Genomic DNA, 26,631 nt, shown 5'->3' on the forward strand with positions numbered 1-26,631 from the left:
CGTGCGTCGATCGTTGGCGGGGCTGGTTGGGGGTTCTGCCCCCGGCCCCGCGTGTCGATCGTTGGCGGGGCTGGTTGGGGGTTCTGCCCCCGGCCCCGCGTGTCGATCGTTGGCGGGGCTGGTTGGGGGTTCTGCCCCCGGCCCCGCGTGTCGATCGTTGGCGGGGCTGGTTGGGGGTTCTGCCCCCGGCCCCGCGCCTCGAACGCCGGCGGGGCTGGATTGGGGGCTCCGCCCCAGACCCCGCGCGTCGAACGTTGGCGGGACTGGATTGGGGCCCCGCCCCCGGCCCCGCGCCTCAATCGTCGGCGGGGCCGGATGCCGGGCTCCGCCAACCCGCCTCGAACTCCCCCAGCCACGAGAATCGGAGAGCCACCCGTGACAGCCACCGTGCCCTCGCCCGACCTGCTCCGTGCCCCGCTCGTCGTCGAGTTCCCGTTCACCCGGTCCCTCGGGCCCGTGCAGTCCGCGTTCCTCACCGGGCTGCGCGAAGGTCTCGTGCTCGGAGTGAAGACGTCCGACGGGGCCGTGATGGTGCCACCCGTCGAGTACGACCCCCGCACCGCCGAGGAGATCCGCGAACTCGTCCAGGTCGGCGCCACCGGCACCGTCACCACCTGGGCCTGGAACGGCCGGCCCCGCCCGAACCAGCCCCTGGACACGCCGTTCGCCTGGGTCCTGGTCAAGCTCGACGGCGCCGACACGGCCCTCCTGCACGCCCTCGACGCCCCCGGCCCCGGATCCGTGCGCACCGGGATGCGGGTGCGCGTGCGTTGGGCGGCCGAACGCACCGGGGCGATCACCGACATCGCCTGTTTCGAGCCGTACGAGGGCCCCGCCGGCCCCGGAGCCGCCCCGCACGCCGGGGACTTCGCGGAGCCCGTCACCGGCATCGTCGCCCCGGCCCGCCTGGACTACACGTACAGCCCCGGCCGCGCCCAGACCGCGTACATCAACGGCCTCTCCGAGCAGAAGACAATCGGCGAGCGCTGCCCCTCCTGCCACAAGGTGTACGTCCCGCCCCGCGGGGCCTGCCCCACCTGCGGGGTCGCCACCACCGACCGGGTCGAGGTCGGCCCGGCCGGCACCGTCACCACGTACTGCATCGTCAACATCAAGGCCCGCGGCCTCGACATCGAAGTCCCCTACGTCTACGCCCACATCGCCCTCGACGGCGCCGGCCTCGCCCTCCACGGCAGGATCGGCGGCATCCCGTACGACCAGGTCCGCATGGGCCTGCGCGTCGAACCCGTATGGACCGAAGGCGGCCGTTACCCCGACCACTACCGCCCCACCGGCGAGCCGGACGCGGACTACGACGCGTACAAGGAGCTCATCTGATGCCCAGGACGAGCAGGCACGCACGCGACGTGGCCGTCGTCGCCTTCGCGCAGAGCGACCACCTGCGCCGCACCGACGAACTCAGCGAAGTCGAGATGGTCATGCCGGTCCTCCACCAGGTGCTGGCCGCCACCGGCCTCAAGGCCGGCGAGATCGGCTTCACCTGCTCCGGCTCCAGCGACTACCTGGCCGGCCGGGCCTTCTCCTTCACCATGACCCTCGACGGTGTCGGGGCCTGGCCGCCGATCTCCGAGTCGCACGTCGAGATGGACGGCGCCTGGGCCCTCTACGAGGCCTGGGTCAAGATCCAGACCGGCGAGGCCGACACCGCGCTCGTCTACTCGTACGGCAAGTCCTCGCCGGGGCCGGTACGGGACGTCCTGACCCGGCAGCTCGACCCTTACTACCTCGCCCCGCTCTGGCCCGACTCCGTGGCCCTGGCCGCCCTCCAGGCCCAGGCCCTGATCGACGCGGGCGAGACCGACGAGCCCTCCCTGGCGGCCATCGGCGCCCGCAGCCGGGCCGCCGCCGAGGCCAACCCGCACGCCCAGCTGAGGGGTCCGGTGCCCCAGGGCGACTACCAGGTCCACCCGCTGCGCACCGGCGACTGCCCGCCCATCGGCGACGGCGCGGCGGCCGTGATCCTCGCCGCCGGGGACACGGCCCGGCGGCTGTGCGAGCGCCCCGCCTGGATCACCGGCATCGACCACCGCATCGAGGCCCACGGCCTGGGCCTGCGCGACCTCACCGACTCCCCGTCCACCCGGACCGCCGCCGAGCGCGCCGGGGTGTTCGACGCCCCGGTGGACACGGCGGAACTGCACGCGCCGTTCTCCTCGCAGGAGGTCGTGCTCCGCAAGGTCCTCGGGCTCGGCGACGGCGTCGCCGTCAACCCCTCCGGCGGGGCGCTCGCCGCCAACCCGGTCATGGCCGCGGGCCTGATCCGGATCGGTGAGGCGGCCGCCCGCATCCACCGCGGCGAGTCCGACCGCGCCGTCGCGCACGCCACCTCCGGCCCCTGCCTCCAGCAGAACCTGGTCGCCGTCCTGGAAGGGGACCCCGCATGAGCACGTCGGGCAAGGAACCCGTAGCCGTCGTCGGCATCGGCCAGACCAAGCACGTCGCCGCCCGGCACGACGTCTCCATCGCCGGCCTCGTCCGCGAGGCCGCCCTGCGTGCCCTCGCGGACGCCGGGCTGGGCTGGGCGGACATCGACGCGGTCGTCATCGGCAAGGCCCCCGACTTCTTCGAGGGCGTGATGATGCCGGAGCTGTACCTGGCGGACGCGCTCGGCGCCGTCGGCAAGCCCATGCTGCGCGTGCACACGGCCGGTTCGGTCGGCGGGTCCACGGCGCTCGTCGCCGCCAACCTCGTGGCGGCCCGCGTCCACCGGACCGTCCTCACCCTCGCCTTCGAGAAGCAGTCCGAGTCCAACGCCATGTGGGGCCTCTCGCTCCCCGTCCCCTTCCAGCAGCCCCTGCTGGCGGGCGCGGGCGGATTCTTCGCACCGCACGTGCGCGCGTACATGCGGCGTACCGGAGCCCCCGACACGGTCGGCTCGCTGGTGGCGTACAAGGACCGGCGCAACGCGCTGAAGAACCCGTACGCGCACCTGCACGAGCACGACATCACCCTGGAGAAGGTCCAGGCCTCGCCGATGCTGTGGGACCCGATCCGCTACTCCGAGACCTGCCCCTCCTCGGACGGCGCCTGCGCGATGATCCTCACCGACCGGGAGGGCGCGGCCCGCTCGCCGAAACCCGCGGCCTGGGTGCACGGCGGGGCCATGCGCAGCGAGCCGACCCTCTTCGCGGGCAAGGACTTCGTCTCGCCGCAGGCCGGCAAGGACTGCGCGGCCGACGTCTACCGCCAGGCGGGGATCACCGACCCGCGCCGGGAGATCGACGCGGTGGAGATGTACGTGCCGTTCTCCTGGTACGAGCCGATGTGGCTGGAGAACCTCGGTTTCGCGGCGGAGGGCGAGGGCTGGAAGCTCACCGAGGCCGGGGTCACCGAGCTCGACGGGGACCTTCCGGTCAACCCGTCGGGGGGTGTCCTGTCCACCAACCCGATCGGCGCCTCCGGCATGATCCGCTTCGCGGAGGCGGCCCTCCAGGTCCGCGGCCAGGCCGGGGAACACCAGGTTCCGGACGCCCGCCGGGCCCTGGGGCACGCGTACGGCGGCGGCGCGCAGTTCTTCTCCATGTGGCTGGTGGGGGCCGAGCCGCCGGAGTCCTGAACGAAAGACGGCCCCGCGTCGGGGACGGGCGGGGTGCCGGACCGGCCACGGGTGACTCACCGTGCCCTGTGCGGCACCCGCCGCGATGGTTAACCTTGCCCCCGGACGACGTACCGGGAGGAGCACGCACGTGGCCGAGAGCATGACTTCACAGCCCCTCGCTGGCTGGGGCAAGCCGGACCTCGATCTCACCGAGGCGCAGTGGCGGTCGAGCAGCCGGGGAGCGGGGGACGTCCAGATCGCCTTCGTCGAGGGCTTCATCGCGATGCGCAACAGCGAGCGCCCCGAAAGCCCCTCGCTGATCTTCGCGCCCGACGAGTGGCGCAGGTTCGTACTGGAGGCGCGGGGCGGCGAGTTCGACCTGACGTAGGCCTTCTCCTGCCGTGACCGCGCGCGGCGCACCACCGGGGGCGCGGAGCCGCCGGCCCGATGGTGCGCCGGCCGGGGCCCTCGGGAAATCCGTTGCCGGGCGTGCGGCGCACCCGCAGTATGGCCCGCATGACGATCATCCGCCGAAAGGGCGATGCCGCGTAAGCGGCCCGGCGCGCTGCGCGCCGAACGAGGAACCTTCGCAGGCCGTCGGCCTCCCGCCTGGGCGTGGGAACTGCCGTCCGTGGACCGGCTGTCGCCCGCCGCGAGTGCCCGGGTTCACTGGGCTCTGGGTGCCCGGTCGGGAAACGTCACGGAACTCCTGCGCATGTACCGGCGCTTCCTGGGCACGCCCGGCCGCCGGCTGTGGCTGGTCCCCTCGGGCTGCCCGGCCTGCCCCGGCTGCGCGCTGGACGACGTCGCCGTCGTCCGGGACGAGCTCGCCGACCACTACCGCGCCCTGCCGCCCGGCGCCCAGCGCGCGCTGGGCCGCGTACTGCGCCTGCTGGACGAGGAGTTCCGGCGCCGCACCTTCCCCGACCCCGATCCGCCCGCCGCGCACCGGGCCGACTGGAGCGGCTACCCGTACGCCTGGTGGCACCGTCGGCTCTACCGGGCTCACGGTTAGGGTGGCCGGATGAGCGGAGAGAGCGACCTGCGGAAGCTGCTGAGCGGGATGCGGCCCGAACTGAACGAGGGCCGGTACGTGTTCTGCACCGTCCCCGGCACCACCGTCCCCGCGGGCACCGCACCCGTCGCCACCGTCCTGGAGCCCGAGGGCCTCACCCTGGTCCTGCGTCAGGAGGACGCCGACGCGGCAGGCCTGGCCTACGACTACACGGCCGGCTGGATCACCCTGCGGATCCACTCCGCCCTCGACGCCGTCGGGCTCACCGCCGCCGTCGCCACCGAACTCGGCGCACACGGTCTGAGCTGCAACGTCATCGCCGGCTACCACCACGACCACCTCTTCGTGGCCGCCGACCGGGCCGCAGAGGCCGTCGCCGTCCTGGAGCAACTCGCCGGTCGCTCCGAAGACGTTCGCCCGTAGCCCAAGCGGGGAGGACCGGGCGAGGCCGGGGCAGAGTGATCTCATGGACCACGACTCCAGGCTCTCCCGCTTCCGGAGCGAGGCATCGGCATTCGAGAAGGCCGTCCGCGGGGCACTCGACCCCGGCGGGTCGGCGCCACTGGTCCCCTCGTGCCCCGGCTGGTCGGTCTGCGACCTCGTGGGACACCTGGGGGGAGTGCACCGCTACCTCATCCACGTCCTGCGGGAACGCCTTACCGAGGCACCGGACCCCGCGGACCTCTCCTTGTACGGCCTGCCCGCCGACCCGGAGGCACTGGCCGCCTGGCCTATGCCCGGCCGTGCCCCGAGCCCGGGCCCCGCGCCCGAGGGGCTGACGGACTGGTTCGCGCAGGGCGCGCGGGACCTGGAGGGGCTCCTGCGCGAGCTCGGGCCGGACGCGGCGGTCTGGACCTGGTCGGCCGAACAGAGCTCGGGTTTCTGGCTGCGGATGCAGACGATCGAGCTGGCCCTCCACCGCTGGGACGCACAGTCCGTGACGGGCGCCCCGGCCCCGCTCGATCCGGACCTGGCGGCCGACGCCGTGGCCCAGACCTTCGAGGTCATGGCTCCGGCACGGCGCTCCTGGCAGGCGGCACCGGCCGGTGCGGGGGAGCATTACCGCTTCCGGCGTACGGACGGTCCGGAATCCTGGACCGTCCTCTTCGACGGCGAAGAGGTCCTGTCGGCGCCCGACGACACCGCCCCGGCGGACGTCGAGGCAGCCGGGACCGCCTCGGACCTCGCCCTGTTCCTCTGGCACCGGCTGCCCGCCACCGGCCTGCGGGTCACCGGCGACACCACCCTGTTGGCGCACTACTTCACCCTGGTCCCACCGGTCTGACGGGCCTGACCGGCGGGCGGCCCGGTCAGGGCGGGGATGCGGGCCCCCGGGCCGGAAAACCCGTGCGGCCACGTACCATGGCGGCATGTCCTTCCTCCGCCGCCACCGCGCCGCCACCCCCGCCGGCCCGGACTTCGACGTCCTGGCCATGGACCCGGGGGACTGGCCGGGCAATCTCGGGGCCGGGCTGCTGCCCGCGCCCGACGGCAGCTGCCAGGGTGTCTTCCTCCGCTACGACCTGTTCGGCGGACGTGGCCCCGCGATGATCATCGGCAACCTCCCGGAGGGCTCTCCGGCCCGGGACCTCGCCGACGGCCAGGTCCCCTTCGAGGTCGCCCAGCTCCTCGACGCCCTGGAGAACGACGAGGACGTCGAGGTCACCGGCGTCGAGGACTGCCCCGTCATGCAGGGCGACAACCTCCTCATCGTCCGGAAGATCAAGCTGTCGGAGTCCCGCATCTCCTGCGTCCAGTTCGACCGCAGCGACAACGTGCTGGTCACCATCGCCAGCTGGGACCGCCCGATCACCGACGACCTCTACGCCCTCCTGAAGCCGCTCCCCGCCGAGCTCTTCCAGCAGGGCTGATCCACAGGAATCACGCGTCCGCGATGTCGTTCGCCGCCACGTAGCCGAACGTCATCGCGGGGCCGATCGTCGATCCGGCCCCCGCGTAGCTGTGGCCCATCACCGCCGCGCTCGCGTTCCCCGCCGCGTACAGGCCTCGGATCACCGAGCCGTCGGCCCGCAGCGCGCGGGCCCGTGCGTCCGTCACGATGCCGCCCTTCGTGCCCAGGTCGCCCGGCACGATCTTGAAGGCGTAGAACGGCGGCGCCCAGACGGGTGCCAGGCAGGAGTTCGGCGTCACCCCCGGGTCCGTGTAGTAGTGGTCGTACGCCGTGTCGCCCCGGTGGAAGTCGGGGTCGGTCCCGTTCCACGCCTGCGCGTTGAACCGGTTCAAGGTCGCCCGCAGCGCCGCCGCCGGGACCCCGATCTGCCCGGCCAGCGCGTCCCAGGTCCACGCCTTCTTCGCCGCGCCCGTCTCGTACCACGAATCGGGGAAGACGATCATCGGCAGGACGTCCTTGAACAGGTACTTGTTGCGGTAGTTCTGGTCCACGACCAGCCACGCCGGGATGTGCGAACCGGTCGCGGCCCGGTCCTTCTCGTACATCACGTGCACCACATCGCTGTAGGGGGCGGCCTCGTTGACGAACCGCGCGCCGTTCCCGTTCACGATCAGCCCGCCCGGCAGGGTCCGTTCGGCGAGGCAGAAGTAGGGCTCGCCGGGCAGCGGGATCGACGGGCCCCACCAGGCGTCCTCCATCAGGGCCAGCGCCGCCCCGGCCCGCTGGCCCGCCAGGATCCCGTCGCCCGTGTTCTCCTTCGCCCCCACCGACCACTGGGTGCCGATCGGCTGCTGCTGGTACTGCGCCCGCATCGACGCGTTGTGCTCGAAGCCGCCCGAGCCGATGACCACCCCGCGCCGGGCCCGTACGGCGCCGCGTACACCCTCCTTCTCCACGACCACCCCGGTCACCGCACCGCCTTCCTGGACCAGGTCGACCAGGGGGCTGTTCAGCCACACCGGCACCCCCGCCCGCTGCAGCCCGGCGCGCAGCCCGGCCGCCAGGGCCTGGCCCATCGTCAGCGGCTTCTGCCCCAGCAGCGCCGCCTTCGTGCCGCGTGCCAGGCACTCGGTGGAGACGGCGAGGCCCTTGGCGTTCACGGCCGCCAGGTTCAGCCACTTGTAGTCCTGGCTGAAGACCACCATCCCGGCGGGGACCGGCATGTACGCCGGGTTCAGGCGGGCCAGTTCGGCGCCCAGGATGTTCCCGTCGATCTGGTCGGGCTCGATGGAGCGGCCGTTCGGCAGCCCGCCCGGCAGGTCGGGGTAGTAGTCGCTGTACCCCTCCATGAAGCGGAATCGGAGCGGGCTGTTGGCCATCACGAAGTCCAGCATCCGCGGCCCGTTGGCGAGGAAGGCGGCCTGCCGGTCCGCCGGCACCTCGGGCCCGACGACCGCGGAGAGGTACGCCGCCGCCTTCTGCGGGGTGTCCGGCACCCCCGCGCCCAGGATCACCGAGTTGTTGGGCAGCCAGATCCCGGCCCCCGAGCGCGCGGCGGACCCGCCGAAGGTGGGCGCCTTCTCCACCACCAGTACGCTCAGCCCGCGCTTGGCGGCCGTGAGCGCGGCGGTCATCCCGGAGGCCCCGGAACCGACCACGACGACGTCGTACTCGCCGAGCGGGGGCCCCTGTTGGGCGCCGGCGCCGGCGGCCCGCGCGGCGGCGGACGGCAGCACGGTGGCGGTGAGCACCCCGGCGCCCGTCCCGGCGAGGACGGTACGTCTGGAAGGGAGGCCGTCGGGGGACGTGCGTGAAGCGCTTGCGGACATGGGCAGGCTCCGGCGGTGTGGGGAGGAGGGAACGGCTCCAGCATGTCTGATGCTGAGTCAGAAAAGGTGTTCGGGGGATCATGTGATGTCAAGGCCTCCGGCGCCGCCGCCTCCCGTGCGCCGCCTCCAGTACGCCACCGTCACCGCGCCCAGCAGCGGGCCCCACAGCACCAGCGGGGTGTAACAGGCGTAGAACCACACCGCGCTCCAGCCGCCCGCCGTGCTGGGGAAGTCGTCGGGCAGCGGATCGCCCTGGACGGTGGTCCCGGCCACCTGGGTCACCGCCGCGAGGACGGTCCAGAGAGCGGTCAGCGCGAGGGCGCCGAGCGCGGCCGGGACGCCGGCGGCGGCAACCGGGATCCGTCGGCCGCCGAGGACCGGGATCCAGCGGGGGACCACCTCTCCCCACGCGGCTACGAGCCCGACGGCGGTGAAGGCCAGCAGCTCGGAGACGACCGAGAGGATGACGACGTACACGTCGAGCGGCAGCCAGTGGGGCAGCCGCCCGCTGTCCGCCGCGGAATGGTCGACGAAGAGGAGGCCCAGCCGCCAGATGCCGGACGGCAGGACGGTGAAGGGGATGGCGTACGCGGCGATCCGCGCCCAGCGCGGAACTCCTGCCACGGGGGTATGCGCGGCCTTCCAGGCGGCGCGCACGCGACCGCCCGACGGTCTCGTCCCGGCATGCACGGACATGGCTACCTCCGGAGTGGCGGGCATCGGTTGCCCGGCCTGATCCGAAGATCGCAGCCGCGCCGGCGGCGCGGATCGCCCGCCGGGCGGATCCGCTTCCGCCGTGCGGGGGAGGCGGGTCGGCCTCGCGGCGTACCCGCCCGCGTACCGGGTGCTCACCCGCCCGCGTACGCACTTGCGTACGAGCGAAGTCCCGCGGCGGTGGGGGCCACGGGACTTCGCGCAAGGGGGACGCGGGACGCGTCAGCGGGTGCCGACCGCCGCGCGGATCGCTCCGCGCGCCATCCCGGCGTCGTCGTGCAGACGGCGCAGCAGCAGCCGCTGCTCCTCTCCGGACGACAGGGCGCCGGCCACCAGGGGCTGGGCCGGAGCGGTCGCCAGCATCGAGCGCTGGACCGCCGTCTCCGACATCCGGATCTCCCGGGTCAGCACCAGCATCAAGTTGACCAGGAAGGCGTCCCGAGCCGCCGGACCGGCCGACTGCGCGAGCCGGCTGATCTGGCTGCGCGCCGCCGGGGCGTCGCCCAGCACCGTCCACAGGGTGGCCAGGTCGTAGCCCGGCAGGTACCAGCCCGCGTGCTCCCAGTCCAGGAGCACCGGCCCGGCCGGGGACAGCAGCAGGTTCGACAGGAGCGCGTCACCGTGGTTGAACTGCAGAGCCGTGCCCGACAGCTTCACACCGTGCAGCAGTTTCTGCAGGTCACCGAGGTCCCGGTCGGTCAGCAGGCCCAGCTCGTAGTCGCGGGAGATCCGCCGCGCGTAGTTCAGCGGGGTCCCGAACAGATCCGCCGGCGGACGCCACTGGTTGACCCGGCACACCGCACCCAGGGCCGCCCGTACGTCGACCCGCGGCGGGGCCTCCACGGGATGCCGCTGCAGCGCCGCGACCCGGCCCGCCATCCGTTCGACGATCAGTACGCAGTTCTCCGGGTCGGCGGCGATCAGCCGCGGCACCCGGACCGGCGGGCGGTGTCGGACGAACGCCCGATATGCTCCCATTTCGTGCCGGTACCGCTCACGCCACTCGGGCGAGTGGTCCAGTAAAACCTTCGCGACGGCGGTCATCCGTCCGGTGGTGCCCACCAGGAGGACCGACCGGCCGCTGCGCCGCAGCACCTGGACCGGCGCGAACTCCGGACAGATCCGCTGCACCGAGGCGAGCGCGGTGCGCAGTTGAGCCCCTTGCGGCCCCGAGAGGTCGATTCTTCCGCTGAGCGGCTGAGATCCGGCTCCCGGCATCCGCCGTGCTCGTACGGTGCCCTGCGCTGGAACGGCGGGACGGCCGGGTTCGAGATAGGGGCCGCCGCCCGCCTGGAGCGTGCGGTGCGGCCGGACCGGGGCGGACACGGAGGACGTTGCTGCGTACATGGCGTTACGGATCCCTTCGTGCGCCGACGATTTGCGTACGCCGCCCCGCCGGATCCCGTACTTCACCCTGGGGAGCTCCGCCGGTGAACCGGGGCGGGGAGGCGCATTCCAACCAGACACCCGGGCGTGGGTGGCGCATCATCGAGCGTGCCCTGGCGAAGCCTGGCGAATAGTCGCCGGGCATCTGACGGCGGGCTAATGTCAACTCAGCCGAGAACCTGGGGGCTTGACGTGAGCAAAGGTCCGAACACCCGCTTGAACGACCTGTTCGGCCTGGCCGGCTGGTCGAAAGGCGAACTCGCGAGGATGGTCAACCGGCAGGCGGCGGCCATGGGCCACCCCCAGCTGGCCACCGACACCTCGCGGGTACGGCGCTGGATCGACATGGGGGAGTCCCCGCGCGAACCGGTGCCCACGGTACTGGCAGCACTGTTCACCGAGCGGCTCGGTCGTGTCGTGACCATCGAGGACCTCGGGTTCGTACGGCAGCGGCGCACCAGCAGAAGGCAGCCGGACGGGGCTCAGGAGAACCCCGACGGAATGCCCTGGGCGCCCGAACGCACAGCCGCGGTCCTCACCGAATTCACGGGAATGGACCTCATGCTCAACCGTCGCGGTCTGATGGGCGCGGGCGCCGTGCTCACCGCCGGCTCCGCCCTTACCAACGCCATGCACGACTGGCTCCACACCGACCCCGCCCTCGCCAAGGAGAGGCAGCGCTTCGGGGGCTCCTTCCAGGCCGACCCCGCGGGCTACGACCGCTACGAGGCCGCGCCCATCGGCTCCCAGGAGATCGAGGCGCTGGAACGCTCCGTCGAGGTGTTCCGAGCCTGGGACGCCTCCAGAGGAGGTGGCCTCCAGCGCAAGGCGGTCGTCGGCCAGCTCAACGAGGTGGGCGGGATGCTCGCCTACCACCACCCCGACCACCTCCAGCGGCGGCTGTGGGGGGTGGCGGCCAACCTCGCCGTGCTCGCCGGCTGGATGTCCCACGACGTGGGCCTCGAACCCACGGCGCAGAAGTACTTCGTCATCGCCGCGCACGCCGCGCGCGAGGGCGGCGACCGGCCGCGCGCCGGCGAGGCGCTGTCCCGGGCCGCCCGCCAGATGGTCCACCTCGGCAAGCCGAACGAGGCCCTCGACCTGATGAAGCTGGCCCAGTCGGGCTCCGGCGAGCAGACCCTGCCGCGCACCCGCGCCATGCTGCACACCATCGAGGCCTGGGCGCAGGCCGCCATGGGCAAGGGCCAGGCCATGCGCCGCACCCTGGGCGAGGCGGAGGAGCTGTTCGTCTCCGACAAGAGCGACGTACCGGCGCCGAGCTGGATGCAGCACTTCGACGAGGCGGACCTGCACGGCATGCAGGCGCTGGCGTACCGTACGCTCGCCGACCACGATGCCACGGCCGCGCCGATCGCCGCCCGCCACGCCAAGGAAGCCCTGCGGCTGCGCGGCGACGGCTACCAGCGCTCGCAGATCTTCGACTACATCTCGATGGCCTCGGCCTGCTTCATCGCCGACGATCCCGAACAGGCCGACCGCTACGCCCGGCTGGCCCTCGTGTCGATCAACGAGACCTCCTCGCACCGGACATGGGACCGGCTGCGCGAGATGTACCGGCTCACCGGCCAGTACGCGGGGTACGCGCGCATCGAGGACCTGCGCGAGGAGATCGAGCTGGCCCTGCCCGACATCCCGGCACCGCGCGGCCCGCGCGGTACGGAGGTGTAGTGGCCGAAGGCGGAAGGAGACGAGAGAGGCCGCGCCTTCCGGCGCGGCCCTGAACCCTTGACGCTGTTCCCCGCTCAGGAGCCGACCCGGGCCACCAGCACGCAGGCGTCGTCCTCGCGCTCGCTCTCGCCGAACTCTTCGATCACCATCCGCACACAGTCCTGTGCCGACCTCGCCGCCGAGAACCGGGGCGCGAGCGCCAGCAGCCGCTCGGCTCCGTCGGCCCGGCTGAACTCGATGCTGCGCGGCGTCAGCCCGTCCGTGTGCAGGACGAGTACGTCGCCGACCTCCAGTCGCTCCTCGGCCTGCCCGTACGAGGCTCCGGAGGTGGCGCCCAGGAGGACGCCCTCCGGCGGTGCCAGGGAGCGGCCGGAGCCGTGGCGGAAGAGGAGGGGGGCCGGGTGTCCGGCCTGCGCCCAGCAGAGCACGCGGCGCGCGGGGTCGTACCGGCAGCACACGGCCGAGCCGAGCGCGGGCTGTACGGAGGTCTCCAGGAGCTGGTTCAGCCAGCCCATCAGGGGGCCGGGCTCGATGCCGGCCATGGCCATGCCGCGCAGGGCGCCGAGCATCATCGCCATCCCGGAGGTGGCGGTGACCCCGTGCCCGGTCAGGTCGCCGACGGTCAGCATCGAGCGCCCGTCGGGGAGTTCGAGGGCGTCGTACCAGTCGCCGCCGATCAGTGCGCGGGTCGCCGACGGCAGGTAGTGCGCGGCCACGTCGAGCGAGCCCGAGCTGCTGTACGGGAACCGCAGGGAGCCGCGCCACGGGGGGAGCACGGCTTCCTGCAGCTCGACCGCCAGCCGGTGCTCGGTCTGCGCGATCTCCCGCTGGCGCTGCAGCGAGTCCCGTGACTCGCGCACCGCCCGCTGGCTCCTGCGCAGTTCACTCACATCCCGGAGCACGGCCCACATGGATGCCGTGCAGCCGTCGGAGTCGAGTACCGGTTCGGCTCTCATGTGCAAGGTCCGGACTCTGCCGTCGGCCCGGACGATGCGGAACTCGCCGTCGATCGGCTTGCCGTCCACAAGGCAGGCGGTGACCCACGCGGTGAGCAGCGGCTGGTCCTCGGAGAAGAGGGTGGAGCCCAGTTCATCGAGCGGGAGTGCGCCCGACTCGGGGGACCGGCCGAAGATCTGGAACAGCTCGTCGGTCCAACTGACCTCGTCCGTCAGCAGGTTCCACTCGGCACTGCCGACGCGCGTCTGCGCCTCGGGCCCGGCTTCGGGGGCCGCCGACGGGAGTTCGACGGTCTCGGGCGCGGGCGGCAGGCCCTCTTTGAGCTGACCCAGGTGCTCGCGAAGGTCGTCGAGGTGGTGGACGGCGAGATCGCACAGCGCGCGCTGCCAGCGGCCCTGGGCGTCGTCGTCGTCGACGACGGTGTCGCGGCGGACCGCGTCCACGTCACCCCGAAGGCGCCGGGTCTGCGAGATCAGTGCGTCCACCGACCCCGGCTCGGGTGGTTGCGCGGGACGGTCCGCGAACAAGTGGGACGGCATGAGAACTCCGATACAGGCGCGGCACGGCCAAGTCTGGAGGAAGAACCGGTTACGACTGTGGCACAGGCCGCGACGGCCTGTAAGGAGTTTGGCAACATCCGTTAAGGACTTGCATGTGGCATATGCCAAGGGCCTCCCGGCATCTCTTCATCTGTACGAATACTTCCGGCCACCCCTGTACGGGCGGCCCTAGACGGAGATCGGCACCGGGTGGATCTCCGCGGCCGGGTGTCCGGTCGCCTGGTGGATGCGCTGCACCGCGTCGGCCGAGGGAGCCTCGGAGAGGCAGTAGACCGTTCCCGACTCGGGGTCGGCCCAGGCCTGCTTGAAGTGCACGCCTTCGCGCGCCTCGATCTCCAGGTCCGCCCGGTGGGCTGCCATCAGCTGGTCGGCGGTGATGCCTTTCATACCGGTGTGCACGTCCATGAAGGTCGCCATGGCCGCACACCTCCTCACTGTCTCGGTGGGTACGCGGGTCTGCTCTTCTCATCGTCCACCTGTGGCCTGAATCCTGCTGCTCCGCGGCGGTTCGTCGCGTGTACGCGCGAGGTGTGCGAGTGCGCCGGGCCGTGGAGCACCCGTCACACCTCCGGTGCGGTACCCCTCGAACGAAGGACCCCGCTCCGCGCCACCGCTTCCCACCCCGCGCGCCCATCGCTACCCTACGTGTCGGTAACGAGCAGGGGGAGGTCCGCACGCGGGCCCGTGCAGGGTGGGGACACAGCATCATGACCGGGCAGAGCCGCCGCACCTTCCTCACGTACCTCGTCGCGGCGCCGACGCTGGCCCTCGTCACCCGGGCCGGGGCCGACGCCCTCGCCCCGCAGCCCGCCCACGCCGTGGTGCCGAGCCTGCCCGCCATCGCCGACGTCATCGACCTCGGAGACCTGTTCATCCTGGCGGGCGCGCCCACCTCCGCCCTGCTGGCGCTCGCCGTCGAGGCGGACGGGACCATCCGCTTCCGGCTGCCGCGCGAGGAGGTGGGCCAGGGCCTCACCACCGCCGTGGCCATGCTGGTCGCGGAGGAACTCGACGCGCCGCTGGCCGCCGTACGCGTGGAACTGGACGACGCGCGGCCCGAGCTGGTCTTCAACCAGCTCACCGGCTCCTCCAACTCCATCCGCTCCCTCTACGGACCGGTCCGGCAGTGCGCCGCCACCGCCCGGGCCCGCCTCGTCGCGGCCGCCGCCCGCCGCTGGGGCCTCTCCGCGGCCACGCTGACCACCGCGAACGGAGCGGTCCGCGCCCCCGACGGCCGCACCGCCGACTACGGCTCCCTCGCCACGGCCGCCGCCGACCCGGACCTGATCGTCCTCGGCGCCACCCCGAAGAAGACCGCGAAGCACACCCTCGTGGGGCGGCCGACCAGCCGGGTCGACGCCCGCGCCATGGTCACCGGAGCCCAGCGGTACACCCTCGACCTCGACGTGCCCGGCGCCAAGCCCTGTGTGGTGCGCCGCCCGCCCACCCTCGGCGGCAGCGTGAAGTCGGTCGCCAACACCGCTGCGGTCCAGGCCATGCCCGGGGTCCTGCACGTTTTGACCGTACCGACCGGGGTCGCCGTCGTCGCCGAGACCTTCGGTCAGGCCCTGAACGCCAAGGCCGCCCTCCAGGTCACCTGGGGCCCCGGCCCGGCCGACGCGCTGTCCGACGCGCAGATCCGTACGAAGCTGCGCGCCGCGACCCCGCCGCTGCTGGTGCCGCCGCTGCTGACCCCGTACGTGGACGCCGAGTTCGACTTCGCGTTCGTCAGCCACGCGCCGATGGAGACCAACTGCGCCGTCGCCGACGTGACGGAGGACCGCGCCGAGATCTGGTCCGGGCTCAAGTCCCCCATCGTGGCCCGCGAGACCATCGCCGCCGACCTCGGCCTGCCCCTGGACAAGGTGAAGGTGCACGTGGTCCAAGCCGGCGGATCCTTCGGCCGGCGGCTCTTCTTCGACGCGGCCCTGGAGGCCGCCCGGATCTCCAAGGCCTGCCGCCGCCCGGTCAAGCTGATGTGGACCCGCGTGGACGACACCCGGCACGGCCGGATGCGCCCCGCCACCCACCACAAGATCCGGGCCACCCACCTGCTGGGCGAGGTGCTCAGCTTCGAGCACCGGGTCGCCGCCGCCGAGACCGACTTCCGGCACGGGCTCGGTGAGATCATCACCGCCACGGCCGCGAACCTGCCGCTCGGCATCGGCAACGCGACACTGGCCCAGACCCTCTTCCTCACCACGGTGAAGTCCCCGTACCACTTCGGGCTCACCACGCAGGCCCTCACCGAGGTGCCGACCGGCATCCCCACCGGCTCCTGGCGCTCGGTCTACTCCGCCAACACCCGCGGGGCCGAGGAGATCGTGGTCGACGAACTGGCCGCGGCGACCGGCAAGGACCCGTACCGCTTCCGCCGCACCTTCCTGAAGACCGACGCCCAGCGCGCCGTGCTCGACAAGGCGGCGACGGAAGGACAGTGGGGGCGGCCGATGCCCGCGGGATGCGCGCAGGGCATCGCCTTCCACGAGGAGTACAAGTCCCGCACCGCCTGCCTCGTCGAGATCGACACCCGCGACCCGGAGCACGTCCGCGTCACCAAGGCGGTCATCGCCGTGGACGTGGGCCTGCCCGTCAACCCGCGCGGCCTGGAGGCCCAGATGATCGGCGGCCTCACCGACGCCATCTCCACCACCCTGCGCGCCGGCCTGCACCTGGACAAGGGGCTTCCGCTGGAGGGCAGTTACAGCCAGTTCCACTGGGCGAAGCAGCGCGACACCCCGCGCGACGTACAGGTTCACGTACTCCCGGCCACCGGGGAGGAGCCGGGCGGCGCGGGCGAGCTGGGGGTCCCCGCGGCGGTCGGCGCGATCGCCAACGCCTGGGCGCGGGCGACCGGTTCCAAGCCGCGCAGCTTCCCCCTCGACTTCGACGTCGACTTCACCCCCTACCCCCGATAAGCCCCCCCGCAGGCCCCCAGCCCCCACAGCCCCGGACCAGGAGTACGCCGTGCCCTCCCACACCTTCACCGTCAACGGGCGGAGCGTCACCGTGGACGCGCCCGACGACCTGCCCCTGCTGTGGGTCCTCCGCGACATGCTCGGGGTCAACGGTCCCAAGTACGGCTGCGGCGTGGACGTCTGCAAGGCCTGCACCAGTCATCTCGACGGCACCGACATCCGGCCGTGCGTGGTGCCCGTCTCCGCCTGCGCGGGGAAGTCGGTGACCACCATCGAGGGGCTGGCGAACGGGGACGAGCTGCACCCGGTGCAGGAGGCCTGGCTCGAACAGGACGTCGCCCAGTGCGGCTTCTGCCAGCCCGGCCAGATCATGGCGGCCGTCGCACTGCTCAAGCGGACCGGCGAGCCGACGGACGAGGACATAGACGCCATCGCCAACATCTGCCGGTGCGGCACGTACTTCCGCATCCGGGAGGCCATCCGCAGTGCGGCCGCCAGGATGTGAGCGGCGGCGGACCCCGGTGCTTCCCCCGTACCGGGCGCATCGCGCCCCCGCCGGGATCCGGCCGCTCGTCCCTCAGCCTATGCGGGTGGAGAGCCGTCCGCAGGGTGCGCTGCGCCCAGTGACGGGCCGAGACGGGTATCACTGCGCACAGTGTGCGGCGGATGGTTGAATGCGGCCGTGCCTCGGTCCGACGACATCCTCAAGGTCCACAGGCTCGCCCACACCGGAGGCTCGGCCGCGCTGCTGGGGTGGCTGGCCGCCCGCCTGGGCGGGTGGGCCGGTGTGGTGGACGCCGACGAGCAGGGGCGGGGTCCCGAGTCCGCCGTGCGGGGCGCCGCCGAGATGAGCGCCCGCGGCGTACGGTCGGCCGTCCTGCACCACGGCGGCTCCGCCACGCTGCTGTTCGCGCTGGACGACGGGCGTGCGCTGGCCGCCGTACTGGAACTGCCGCACCACCCCGGCGCGGCCTCGCTGCTCGCGGACGCCGCCGTACCGCTGGCCCTCGTACTGCGCGCCGAGGAGGCCGCGCGGCGGGAGGAGCGGGCCCAGCTCGCCGAGTCCCGGGCCCGGGAGGCGGTGCTGCACCTGCTGATGAACGGCCGGCTCTCCATCGCCCACCAGATCGCCGAGACGCTGGGGTCCTCGCTGCCCGAGCCGATGCGCATGTACGTCGTGGAATGCCGGACCGGCCGCCGGGGTGAAGTGGCCCGGCGGTGCGAGGAGCTGACGGGCGGCCGGGCCTGGATCGTGCGCTGCCCGGCTTACGTCCGCCACCTCATCGTCCTCGTCCCGGCGGACCTGGCCCCGGCCTCGGCCGACCACGACCCCCTGGCCTGGGCGCTGGTGGAGGTGGCCCCGGACTGCGCGGTCGGGATCAGCGGGGAACTGGGCCTGCGCGAGGCCCCGGCCGCATACACCCAGGCCTTCCACGCCCTGGCCGTCGCCCGCGGCCGGAGCGAAGGGCACGCCCGCTTCGGGCCGGGCCCCGAACTGGCGCTCGCCGCGCACGGAGCGGGGGCCGGCTGGGCCGAGGCGCTGCTGGCTCCCCTGCACGCGCACGAGCCCCGGCGCCCCCAGGACCCCGGGGCGCAGGAGCTGCGGGCCACCGCTCACGCCTGGCTGAACTTCACCTCGCACGCGACCCGGCTGCTGAAGATCCATCGCAACACCCTCGCCGCAAGGCTCCGCCTGGTCGAGGCGCTGCTCGGCCTGGACCTCGCACGTCTCGCGGACCAGGCGGCGCTGTCGCTGGCACTGCGGCTGACCCCGGACGGTCCGCCGGGCGGGGGGCGGGGCGCGGGCGCGGCGCTCGCCCCGGACCTCGACGAGGTGCTGCGCGATCCGCGCCTGACCGCGTGGGCCCGTTCCCATCTGGGCCCGCTGACCGGACCGGACGCTCCGCCCGGCGCCCGCGAGACCGTCCGCGTCTGGCTGGCGCACGACGCCCAACTCGTCCCGGCCGCCGGGGCGCTGGGCATCTCCGTGCCGGGTGCCCGCAAGCGGCTGTCCCGCGTGGAGGCACTCCTGGAACGCTCCCTCCTCCAGTCCCCGAGCGCCCGCCACGACCTGTGGCTGGCGCACCGGGCGGAGGAGCTCGCCGGGTGACACAGGCGGCAAAAGGGAAGACCGGCGCAAAACGTCGACGATCATTCCTCCATGAGGCGCATCAATGCGAAACGCGTACTGGTCGGTGAACCCCTCGACACCGCGCGCCTGGGGGAAACCCTGCTGCCCAAACGGCTCGCCCTGCCCATCTTCTGCAGCGACCCGCTCTCCTCGGTGGCGTACGCCACCGAGGAGATCCTGCTGATCCTCGCCCTCGGCGGCGTCGCGCTGCTCCACCTCACGTGGTACGCGGCCGCCGCCATCGTCTTCCTCCTCGTAGTGGTCGTCGCCTCCTACCGGCAGACCTGCCACGCCTACCCCGGAGGCGGCGGCGCCTACATCGTCAGCTCCGAGAACCTCGGCCAGACCGCGGCCCTGACCGCCGCCAGCGCCCTGCTCGTCGACTACGTGATGACCGTCGCGGTCTCCGTGGTCTCGGGCGTCGACGCCATCACCTCGGCCATCCCGGCGCTGAGCGGCCACGCGGTCGCCCTGTCGGTGGCGTTCGTGGTGCTGCTGACCCTGATGAACCTGCGCGGTGTGCGCGAATCGGGGCGCGTCTTCGCCATCCCCACCTACGGCTTCGTGCTCGTCATCTACCTCATGTTCGCCTGGGCCGCCGTCCGCATGGCGACCGGCGACACCATCCGCGCGGAGTCCGCCCACCTGCCGATCACCGCGGCCGGCACCTACACCGGGATCGCAGTCGTGTTCCTCGCGATGCGTGCCTTCGCCTCCGGCTGCACCGCCCTGACCGGCGTCGAGGCGATCAGCAACGGCGTCCCCGCCTTCCGGAAGCCCAAGGCCGGCAACGCGGCGACCACCCTCGCCGCGATGGGCGTGCTCTCGGTGACCATGTTCATGGGCATCACCGTGCTCGCCATGACGTACCAGGTGCACGTCGCGGCCGACCCCACCGAGCTGGGCCTGCCCCCCGGCACCCCGACCTCCACCGCCCTCGCCCAGATCGGCCGGGCCACCTTCGGCGACTGGCACTTCCTCTTCTACCTGCTCCAGGCCGTCACCGCGGGCGTACTGATCCTCGCCGCGAACACCGCCTTCAACGGCTTCCCTATGCTCGCCTCGATCCTGGCCAGGGACCGGTACGCGCCGCGCCAGCTCTTCAACCGCGGCGACCGGCTCGTCTACTCCAACGGCGTGGTGCTCCTCGCGCTCACCGCCATCGCGCTGATCGTCGCCTTCGACGCCGAACTGACCCGCCTCATCCAGCTCTACATCATCGGCGTCTTCGTCTCCTTCACCCTCTCCCAGGCGGGCATGGTCCGGCACTGGCGCGGAGAACTCGCCTCGCCCGCCACCGCGCGCGAGGAGCGGGTGCACATCCACCGCCGGCTCGCCATCAACGCGGTCGGCGCCTCCTTGACCGCCCTGGTCCTTGTCATCGTCCTGATCACCAAGTTCACGCACGGCGCCTGGCTGGTCGTCATCGCCATGCCGCTGCTCTTCCTCGGCATGAAGGGCGTACGCCGCCACTACGACCAGGTCGCCCGCGAAGTCGCCGTCGCCCCCGGCGCGAAGCCGCGCAAGCCCGCCCGCCACCACGTACTGGTCCTGGTCGCCTCCGTGCAGGCCCCGACCCTGAAGGCGCTCGGCTACGCCCAGGGCCTGCGCCCCGACACGCTGACGGCGGTCACGGTCGCGGCGGACGAGGAGGAGGCGGCCCGGCTCCGCGCGGCGTGGGCCGAGCACGCCCCGGGCCTCCCGCTGAAGATCCTCCACTCGCCGTACCGCGAGGTGGTCCGCCCGATCCTGGCCCACGTCGTGGAGCTGGTGGCGGACAGCCCGGCCGACATGCTGTCCGTGGTGATCCCGGAGTACGTGGTCGGCCACTGGTGGGAGCAGCCCCTGCACAACCAGAACGCGCTGCGGCTGAAGGCGCGGCTGCTGTTCACCTCGGGGGTCGCGGTGATCGACGTGCCGTACCTGCTGCGGTCGGCGAAGACCGAGGACGCCCCGCTCGCCCCGGTCGCCCCGGTCACGCCGAAGTGACCGGTACTCCGCGGGCGGGCTACCGTCGCCGTCGTGGCGGAACTCATAGGTGTGATCGAGCGGTTGTGGCGGTACCCGGTCAAGTCGACCGGTGGCGAACGGCTGCGCAGCGCGGAGGTCGACCGGCGGGGCCTGGTGGGCGACAGGCTGTACGCGGTACGGGACGCGGACGGCAAGTTCGGCTCGGGCAAGAACACCCGCCGCTTCCGGCGCATGGACGGGCTGCTGCACCTGAGCTCCCGCTATCCGGAAGGCGACCGGAGGCCGCAGCCGCCGCGGGAACGGCAGCAGCCGCGGCAACCGGAACTGATCGACCCGCATGGACGCACGGTGGCCGATCCCACGGCCTACCTCCGCGCGTACCTCGGCCGCGACGATGTGGAGCTGGTCCGCGAAGGCGGGATCTCACACTTCGACCAGCTGCCGCTCAGCGTCCTGACCACGGCCACCCTCGACTGGATTCGCCAGGAGGTACCGGACGTACCGATCGACGAACGCCGCTTCCGGCCGAACGTCCTCCTGCGCACCCCACCCGGTACCCCGCCGTTCGTCGAGGACGAGTGGATCGGACGCGGGGCCCGCACGGGGGACGCCCTTCGCATCGAGTTCCTGCGCTCCAGCGAGCGGTGTGTGATGACCAACCAGGCCCAGCGGGACCTTCCGTACTCGTCACGGATCCTGAAGGCCATCGCCGCGGCCCACGACAACCGGCTCGACGTGCTCGCCGGCGTCATCGCACCGGGCACCGCCCGCGTAGGGGATCCCGTACTGCTGGCCTAGCCCCTCACCGCCGGCCCAGCCCCTCACCGCCGGCCCAGCCCCTCACTTCGGGTCCACGCGGCCACGAGGTGCCTGTGGTGCCGGGGTCCGCTGGACCACCGCCGCGTGGGCGAGCGCCAGCTCCACCAGCTGCCGCGGGTCCGACAGGGAGCGCCCCGTCAGCTGCTCCACGCGGCGCAGCCGGTTGGACACGGTGTTGCGGTGGCAGTACAGCCGCTGCGCGGCGAACGTCGTCGAGCCCCGACAGGCCAGCCAGGTGCCCAGGGTGGTCAGCAGCAGCCGGCGGTCCTCCGCGGGCAGGGCCAGCACCGGTCCCAGTACCACCTGCCGCAGCCGCCCGGCGAGTTCGGCCTGGCCCGCGACCAGCGCCCCCGGCAGTCCTTCGTCCAGCAGGGCGGTGCGCGGGCCGCCGGACTCCGGGGCGGTACGCAGCGCGAGGGCGGCCAGCCGGTACGCCCGGGCGAGTTCGGCCGGAACCTCCACGACCGGGCTGACCCCGGCCCGGACCCCGAGCGGCGCGAGCAGTTCCCGTACGGACTCCAGCGGATGGTGGCCCAGCTCCACCAGGCCGGTCTCCGCCTCGGCACGGATCCGCCACAGCACGCGCAGGTCGCCGGCCCCCGCTCCGGGCCTTTCCATCGCCCGGGCGGCACCGTCCGCGGCCACCACGACCACCGCGAAGCGGCCGCGCTCCGGCAGCCCCAGCTGCGCCGCGGCCTCCGGGGCGGCGGGACCCGCGGGGGCGGCCGCGCCGTCGAGCAGGGAGTCGAGCAGAGCCGCGCGGCGCTCCCGGTCACGGTCGGTGCGGGCGGCCTCCGTACGCCGGTAGGACTCGGACGCGGCGTCCGTCATCTGGTCCAGTACGTCCCACAGCGCGGTCGCGCCCGGCAGCAGGCGGGGCAGCGCCGCCCGGTCGTGCGAGGCCACGGCCTCGGAGAGGGCCGCCCAGAGCAGCCGCCCGCCGCTGCGGTAGGTGCGCAGCAGCGGGGTGAGCGGCAGCCCCAGCTCCGCCCGGAGCGTGCCGGCGGCCCGGGCGTCGGCGAGCTCCACCGGCAGGCCGCGGGAGCTGCGGACCAGGCCCTCGACGGCCTGGCGGAGGTTGTGGTGGATCCGCTCGCGCAGCTCGGCCCGGCCGAGCGGGGCGGCGTACGCGGGATCCTCGGTCAGCGTCCGGTCGGCGAGCCGGTCCGCCGCCAGGGCGAGCCGGCGCGCCAGGTCCTCGCGTATCTCCTCGATGATCCGCTCCATGACGCGCAGCCTGACACGGGGGAGGGGGTGGTGGGGAGGGCCCGGACCAGCCGCATCCGCATGCGTGTACGCATCCGCTACCGTGAGCGGAGCACTGCGCTTGCAGTGCTCACCGGTCTCCGGGACTGCTCGCCACGACCCGTACCCGCCGTACCGCCCGCCGCTCACGACCCGCCGCCCACGGCCACCGACGACCCCGAGGACCGCTCATGCGCCAGAATCCGCAGCGCCGCGCCGCACTGCTCGACGCCGCCATCGAAGTCCTGGCACGCGAGGGTTCCCGCGGCCTGACGCTGCGCGCGGTGGACGCCGAGGCGGGCGTGCCGACGGGTACCGCCTCGAACTACTTCGCCAACCGGGCCCAGCTGCTCGTGCAGATCCTCCACCGCACCCGGGAGCGGCTGGTCCCGGACCCCGCCGACCTGGCCGGCCCGCTGGACACCAAGGTCCTGCTCGGCCAGCTCCTGGGCCGGATGCGGCGCGAGCGCAGCGTGCACATCGCGATGCTGGAGCTGCGGCTGGAGGGCACCCGGCGCCCCGAACTCCAGGCGGAGCTGGCAGGGTTCCAGCGCGCCGAGCTGGAGGCGAACGTCAGCTGGCACCTGGAGGCGGGCCTGCCGGGGGACCGGCAGGGGGTGGTGCTGCTCTACCTCGCGATGCTGGGTCTGATCGTGGACGACCTGACCGTGCCGACGCTGCTGGAGTCCTACCCGGTGGAGACGCTCATCGAGGAGATGGCCGAGCGCCTCCTCCCGGAGCGGCCCGCGGGCTGACCGGCCGACTCGGCGCTCACCTCGTCCTCCCGGGATCCGTCGCAGAGGACCTGCGCCGGATACGGGCCGTCCGCGGCCGCGCACCGGCCGCAGGCGGGTGGGTCGGCGGGTGACCGGAACGTCACGGCGTTCACGAACCCTTCCTGCTGGTTCGGCGCGGGGGACGGCTCCACCACCACGCTGTACAACCCGGCGGTGCCGAAGGAACGCGTTGACGCTCCACCGGGCGGACGCGGACGCGAGCCCCAGCAGCAGGGCCCCGAATCGGCTGCGCAAGGCCCCGCAGGACGGTCGCGATCCGGCCGGATTCCGGGTCCGGCGCGCCAGGGTCCACGTTCCAGTCGAAGGCCTCGCACCATTCGACGTACCGTTCGGCACGGGGTACCGCGGTCCCGCGCTGCGGGCACTCCCGGGCAGGCGGCGCCGCCGACCCGACGCCGATCTGCGCCCGCGCGGCCGGGCCGGGGTGCGGTGATCTTATGCTCAGGTTTACGCGAGTCAGCTGGTTTTGCGGCTGGTGAGGGACTTTGATGGGTTTGCCAGGCCTCGCACCGGAGCAGGGGGACCACCCATGGGCACCGCGCAACACAGCCAGAAGGACAGCACACCCACCCTGATCGGTTCCGTGCAGCGCGCGCTGCGCCTGCTGGAAGCGATGTACGCGGAAGGCGGGGTGACGGCCAAGCGGCTCGCCCGGCTCACCGGCATCCCGCTGCCCACCGTCTACCACTTGCTGCGCACCCTGAGCCATGAGGGCTATGTGCAGCGCGAGGGCGGCTCGTTCCGGCTCGCTGACGATCTTCCGCTCGCTTCGTGATCAAAAGTGGACGGGTTCCGGCCAAGCTCTCGCGCCCTTCCGTGCATGTTCCAGCGGAAAATGCCAGAACGCCCTTTCGCAGTGTGGAAGTTGAGTAAGTTCCCTCCTGTCGCGCCGTACGACCGTGCACTCCGCACGTCCGGCCGGGAGGGGAGCCCGCGTGCCCGGGATCGACGAATGCCTGCTCGAAGCCATGGCCCTGCCTGGTGCGCGGGGGGCCGCGCTGGTCGACTGGAGCAGCGGACTGGCCCTCGGCACCGCCGGGGACTCGCCCGTGGGCGATCATGAGACCACCGCCGCCGAGACCGCCGAGCTGGCCCGGGCGGCCGCCGAGTACGAGTCCTTCGCCCCGGCGGAGGCCGAGCGGATACCCGGTGACGGGTCCGGCATACCGCCCGCCGGCCCGCCCGTCGGCCCACCTGTCGAGGACGTGATCGTCACCACCCGCACCGGCTACCACGTGCTGCGCTTCGTCGAGACCAGCTTCGACAGCAGCGTCTTCCTGCACCTGTGGCTCGATCGTGCCGACGGCAATCTCGCCCTGGCCCGCCACAGGCTCCGCGCCCTCGCCGAGGGGCTGGTGCTCAGATGACCACCCCGGTCACCACCGCCGGCGTCGCCGTCTCCCCCCTCCTCACCCGGCTCGCCGCCGAACGCGCCACCGGCGCGTTGTTACGTGACCGGGGCACCCTCTTCCTGGAGAACGGCCGCATAGTGCACGCCGAGAGCCCGGCCACTCCCGGCCTCGACGTACTGCTCACCACCGGCGGCGGCCTCGCCCCAGAGCGCTGGCGCGAGGCCGTGGACCGGGCCGGTGCCCGCCGCCAGGTCGCCCGCTTCCTCGTGGACAGCGGCGGCCTCGCCGGCGGAGAGCTGGAGATCTGCCACCTCGCCGCCATCTTCGACGCCGCCTTCTTCGCGCTCTCCCCGGGCAGCGGCCCCTCCCGCTTCCGCCGCGGAGCCACCCACTGGATCGGCTCGGTCCGCTCCGTCCCGGCCGCCGCCGTGGAGCGCGAGACCCGCCGCCGCCGGGAACTGCTCGACGCGGTCTGGCCGTACCCGCTGCTGGACACCTCCCCGGTCGTGCCGAGACAGGCCCTCCCCGGCCAGACCATCACAGCCCGGCAGCGGATGCTGCTGCACCAGGCGGACGGCGCGCGCACCCCGGCGGACCTCGCGTGGGTACTCGGCCGGCCCGCCTTCCACACTCTGCTCGACGTACGGCGCCTCGCGGCGGCCGGACTGGTCGAGACCCCGCACGCACCGGCCCCGCCGCCGGTCGTGGACCCCCTGCCCGACTGGATGACCCAGGCCCAACCCCCGGACGTGGCGCTGCTCCGCCGGTTACGCGACGCACTGGAGGCAAGCCTGTGAGGCTCCCGCTGCGACCGGCCCTGCGCGCCGACCGCTCCGAGCGGAGGCAGCCCGAAAGGAGAAAGGCCGACATGAGCACGGTGCCTCCCGAGGCGGAGGCCGAGATACTCGCCGAGCTCCGCAGGCTGCGGGCCCGCGTGCCCCAGCTCACCGGCGCCCTCGCCGCGAGCGCCGACGGCCTCGTACTCGCCCAGGACAGCGCAGCTGCCGAGGCCGAGACCGTCGCGGCACTGACCGCGGCCGCCCTCGGTGTCGCCCAGCGCCTGAGCGACAGCACCGGCCAGGGCGGATTCCGCGAGCTGCTCGTGCGCGGTGAGCACGGCTACGTGGCCACCTATGCGGCGGGCGAGGCGGCCGTCCTCACCCTGACCGCGGAGCCGCGCGTCAACGTCGGCCGGCTCCACCTGGAGGCCCGGCGCTCCAGCCTGCGCGTGGGCGAGCTCATCGACCGCACCCTCGGGCGGCGGGGCACCGGCGTTCCGCCCCTTCCGCCGCTGCCGCCCGCTCCGCCCACCTGACGCCCCGTAGGGCGACACCAGACTGCACCGCAACCAGAACAGCCACAGCGAACACGAAAGAGGAACCACTCATGGCAAATGTCGAGACCTGCCTCAAGGAATGCACCACGACCATCGACGGCGCACTCGGCGCCGCCCTGGTCGACTACGGCAGCGGCATGGCCCTCGGGACCATCGGCGGTGGCAAGGACCTCGACCTCGCGGTGGCCGCCGCGGGCAATACGGACGTGGTCCGCGCCAAGGTCCGCACGATGGAGATGCTCGGCCTCAAGGACGAGATCGAGGACATCCTCATCACGCTGGGCGGCCAGTACCACCTGATCCGCCTGCTGAAGGGCCGGGGCACCTCGGGCTTCTTCCTCTACCTCGCCCTCGACAGGGGCCGGGCCAACCTCGCCATGGCCCGCCACCAGCTGAAGAGGATCGAGGCCGAGCTGGAAATCTGAGCCAGACCGCGTCGTCGAGGTGGCGGGCGGCTTAAATCTTTGCCGTCCGCCCCGGCGATCAACTGTGGTATGCCCG

General features: G+C 73.0%; 26 protein-coding genes. 20 read left to right on the plus strand and 6 right to left on the minus strand.

Annotated elements, in window-relative coordinates:
* The first annotated feature begins 375 nt into the window (after nt 1–375).
* The 8 genes from ACFYOB_RS08905 (at nt 376) to ACFYOB_RS08940 (ending at nt 6,445) form a co-directional block, all read left to right on the plus strand.
* Complete coding sequence (locus ACFYOB_RS08905; protein WP_388556564.1) at nt 376–1,338, plus strand: Zn-ribbon domain-containing OB-fold protein; 963 nt, start codon at nt 376–378, stop codon at nt 1,336–1,338.
* Entirely contained in the window at nt 1,338–2,405 is a 1,068-nt protein-coding gene (locus ACFYOB_RS08910; protein ID WP_388556567.1) for a thiolase domain-containing protein, read from the plus strand. The genes ACFYOB_RS08905 and ACFYOB_RS08910 overlap by 1 nt, the downstream gene beginning before the upstream one ends.
* Entirely contained in the window at nt 2,402–3,577 is a 1,176-nt protein-coding gene (locus ACFYOB_RS08915) for a thiolase domain-containing protein (protein ID WP_388556569.1), read from the plus strand. Before ACFYOB_RS08910 ends, ACFYOB_RS08915 begins: the two co-directional genes overlap by 4 nt.
* A 142-nt stretch (nt 3,578–3,719) precedes the next feature.
* Complete coding sequence (locus ACFYOB_RS08920) at nt 3,720–3,947, plus strand: DUF397 domain-containing protein (protein WP_388556802.1); 228 nt, start codon at nt 3,720–3,722, stop codon at nt 3,945–3,947.
* 153 nt (nt 3,948–4,100) lie between these two features.
* Nucleotides 4,101–4,574, plus strand: coding sequence for a hypothetical protein (locus tag ACFYOB_RS08925; protein WP_388556572.1), 474 nt, complete (start codon nt 4,101–4,103; stop codon nt 4,572–4,574).
* Between the two features lie 9 nt (nt 4,575–4,583).
* Entirely contained in the window at nt 4,584–4,997 is a 414-nt protein-coding gene (locus tag ACFYOB_RS08930) for an ACT domain-containing protein (RefSeq protein ID WP_388556574.1), read from the plus strand.
* A gap of 43 nt (nt 4,998–5,040) precedes the next feature.
* A complete protein-coding gene (locus ACFYOB_RS08935; protein ID WP_388556577.1) occupies nt 5,041–5,859 on the plus strand; it encodes a maleylpyruvate isomerase family mycothiol-dependent enzyme in 819 nt (272 codons plus the stop codon).
* A gap of 85 nt (nt 5,860–5,944) precedes the next feature.
* Complete coding sequence (locus ACFYOB_RS08940) at nt 5,945–6,445, plus strand: hypothetical protein (RefSeq protein WP_030960903.1); 501 nt, start codon at nt 5,945–5,947, stop codon at nt 6,443–6,445.
* A gap of 10 nt (nt 6,446–6,455) precedes the next feature.
* Here the strand turns inward: ACFYOB_RS08940 and kstD are convergent, their stop codons facing one another.
* From kstD to ACFYOB_RS08955, 3 genes are all read right to left on the minus strand, one after another.
* Nucleotides 6,456–8,255, minus strand: a complete 1,800-nt coding sequence (gene kstD / locus ACFYOB_RS08945) for a 3-oxosteroid 1-dehydrogenase (protein WP_388556580.1) — start codon at nt 8,253–8,255, stop codon at nt 6,456–6,458.
* Between the two features lie 78 nt (nt 8,256–8,333).
* The gene (locus ACFYOB_RS08950; RefSeq protein WP_388556583.1) at nt 8,334–8,951 is read right to left on the minus strand and encodes a hypothetical protein; all 618 of its coding nucleotides are present in this window, start codon (nt 8,949–8,951) and stop codon (nt 8,334–8,336) included.
* 240 nt (nt 8,952–9,191) lie between these two features.
* Nucleotides 9,192–10,316, minus strand: a complete 1,125-nt coding sequence (locus ACFYOB_RS08955; protein WP_388556585.1) for an aminoglycoside phosphotransferase family protein — start codon at nt 10,314–10,316, stop codon at nt 9,192–9,194.
* A gap of 231 nt (nt 10,317–10,547) precedes the next feature.
* On the opposite strand from ACFYOB_RS08955, the gene ACFYOB_RS08960 reads away from it, so the two are divergent.
* On the plus strand, nt 10,548–12,044 hold the full coding sequence (locus tag ACFYOB_RS08960; protein ID WP_388556588.1) for a hypothetical protein: 1,497 nt from the start codon (nt 10,548–10,550) through the stop codon (nt 12,042–12,044).
* 74 nt (nt 12,045–12,118) lie between these two features.
* Here the strand turns inward: ACFYOB_RS08960 and ACFYOB_RS08965 are convergent, their stop codons facing one another.
* Together ACFYOB_RS08965 and ACFYOB_RS08970 are read right to left on the minus strand one after the other, a co-directional pair.
* Nucleotides 12,119–13,540, minus strand: a complete 1,422-nt coding sequence (locus ACFYOB_RS08965) for a PP2C family protein-serine/threonine phosphatase (protein ID WP_388556591.1) — start codon at nt 13,538–13,540, stop codon at nt 12,119–12,121.
* Between the two features lie 189 nt (nt 13,541–13,729).
* Nucleotides 13,730–13,978: an SCO4226 family nickel-binding protein gene (locus ACFYOB_RS08970; protein ID WP_388556594.1), complete on the minus strand. Its 249-nt coding sequence runs from the start codon at nt 13,976–13,978 to the stop codon at nt 13,730–13,732.
* 290 nt (nt 13,979–14,268) lie between these two features.
* On the opposite strand from ACFYOB_RS08970, the gene ACFYOB_RS08975 reads away from it, so the two are divergent.
* The 5 genes from ACFYOB_RS08975 to ACFYOB_RS08995 all read left to right on the plus strand — a co-directional run bounded on the left by ACFYOB_RS08975 (nt 14,269) and on the right by ACFYOB_RS08995 (nt 21,379).
* A complete protein-coding gene (locus tag ACFYOB_RS08975) occupies nt 14,269–16,479 on the plus strand; it encodes a molybdopterin cofactor-binding domain-containing protein (protein ID WP_388556597.1) in 2,211 nt (736 codons plus the stop codon).
* A 49-nt stretch (nt 16,480–16,528) separates the two neighbouring features.
* Nucleotides 16,529–16,984, plus strand: coding sequence for a (2Fe-2S)-binding protein (locus ACFYOB_RS08980; protein WP_388556600.1), 456 nt, complete (start codon nt 16,529–16,531; stop codon nt 16,982–16,984).
* A 177-nt stretch (nt 16,985–17,161) separates the two neighbouring features.
* Nucleotides 17,162–18,589 (plus strand): PucR family transcriptional regulator, encoded by a 1,428-nt coding sequence (locus ACFYOB_RS08985; RefSeq protein WP_388556603.1) that lies wholly within the window; start codon nt 17,162–17,164, stop codon nt 18,587–18,589.
* A 51-nt stretch (nt 18,590–18,640) separates the two neighbouring features.
* A complete protein-coding gene (locus ACFYOB_RS08990) occupies nt 18,641–20,599 on the plus strand; it encodes an APC family permease (protein ID WP_388556606.1) in 1,959 nt (652 codons plus the stop codon).
* A gap of 33 nt (nt 20,600–20,632) precedes the next feature.
* Nucleotides 20,633–21,379 (plus strand): MOSC domain-containing protein, encoded by a 747-nt coding sequence (locus ACFYOB_RS08995; protein WP_388556609.1) that lies wholly within the window; start codon nt 20,633–20,635, stop codon nt 21,377–21,379.
* Nucleotides 21,380–21,421: 42 nt separating this feature from the next.
* Here the strand turns inward: ACFYOB_RS08995 and ACFYOB_RS09000 are convergent, their stop codons facing one another.
* The gene (locus tag ACFYOB_RS09000; RefSeq protein ID WP_388556613.1) at nt 21,422–22,627 is read right to left on the minus strand and encodes a helix-turn-helix domain-containing protein; all 1,206 of its coding nucleotides are present in this window, start codon (nt 22,625–22,627) and stop codon (nt 21,422–21,424) included.
* 209 nt (nt 22,628–22,836) lie between these two features.
* Here ACFYOB_RS09000 and ACFYOB_RS09005 point away from each other — a divergent pair, with 209 nt between their 5' ends.
* The 6 genes from ACFYOB_RS09005 (at nt 22,837) to ACFYOB_RS09030 (ending at nt 26,555) form a co-directional block, all read left to right on the plus strand.
* Nucleotides 22,837–23,400, plus strand: a complete 564-nt coding sequence (locus tag ACFYOB_RS09005; RefSeq protein WP_388556616.1) for a TetR/AcrR family transcriptional regulator — start codon at nt 22,837–22,839, stop codon at nt 23,398–23,400.
* 571 nt (nt 23,401–23,971) lie between these two features.
* Nucleotides 23,972–24,217, plus strand: coding sequence for a helix-turn-helix domain-containing protein (locus tag ACFYOB_RS09010; RefSeq protein ID WP_388556618.1), 246 nt, complete (start codon nt 23,972–23,974; stop codon nt 24,215–24,217).
* A 160-nt stretch (nt 24,218–24,377) separates the two neighbouring features.
* The gene (locus ACFYOB_RS09015) at nt 24,378–24,809 is read left to right on the plus strand and encodes a hypothetical protein (protein ID WP_388556620.1); all 432 of its coding nucleotides are present in this window, start codon (nt 24,378–24,380) and stop codon (nt 24,807–24,809) included.
* Nucleotides 24,806–25,591, plus strand: coding sequence for a transcriptional regulator (locus ACFYOB_RS09020; RefSeq protein ID WP_388556622.1), 786 nt, complete (start codon nt 24,806–24,808; stop codon nt 25,589–25,591). Before ACFYOB_RS09015 ends, ACFYOB_RS09020 begins: the two co-directional genes overlap by 4 nt.
* Nucleotides 25,592–25,662: 71 nt before the next feature.
* On the plus strand, nt 25,663–26,109 hold the full coding sequence (locus tag ACFYOB_RS09025; RefSeq protein WP_388556625.1) for a roadblock/LC7 domain-containing protein: 447 nt from the start codon (nt 25,663–25,665) through the stop codon (nt 26,107–26,109).
* 71 nt (nt 26,110–26,180) lie between these two features.
* Nucleotides 26,181–26,555 (plus strand): hypothetical protein, encoded by a 375-nt coding sequence (locus tag ACFYOB_RS09030; RefSeq protein WP_388556628.1) that lies wholly within the window; start codon nt 26,181–26,183, stop codon nt 26,553–26,555.
* The last annotated feature ends 76 nt before the right edge of the window (nt 26,556–26,631 follow it).

It is taken from the genome of Streptomyces sp. NPDC006463 (genome assembly GCF_042870715.1).
GTDB lineage: Bacteria > Actinomycetota > Actinomycetes > Streptomycetales > Streptomycetaceae > Streptomyces.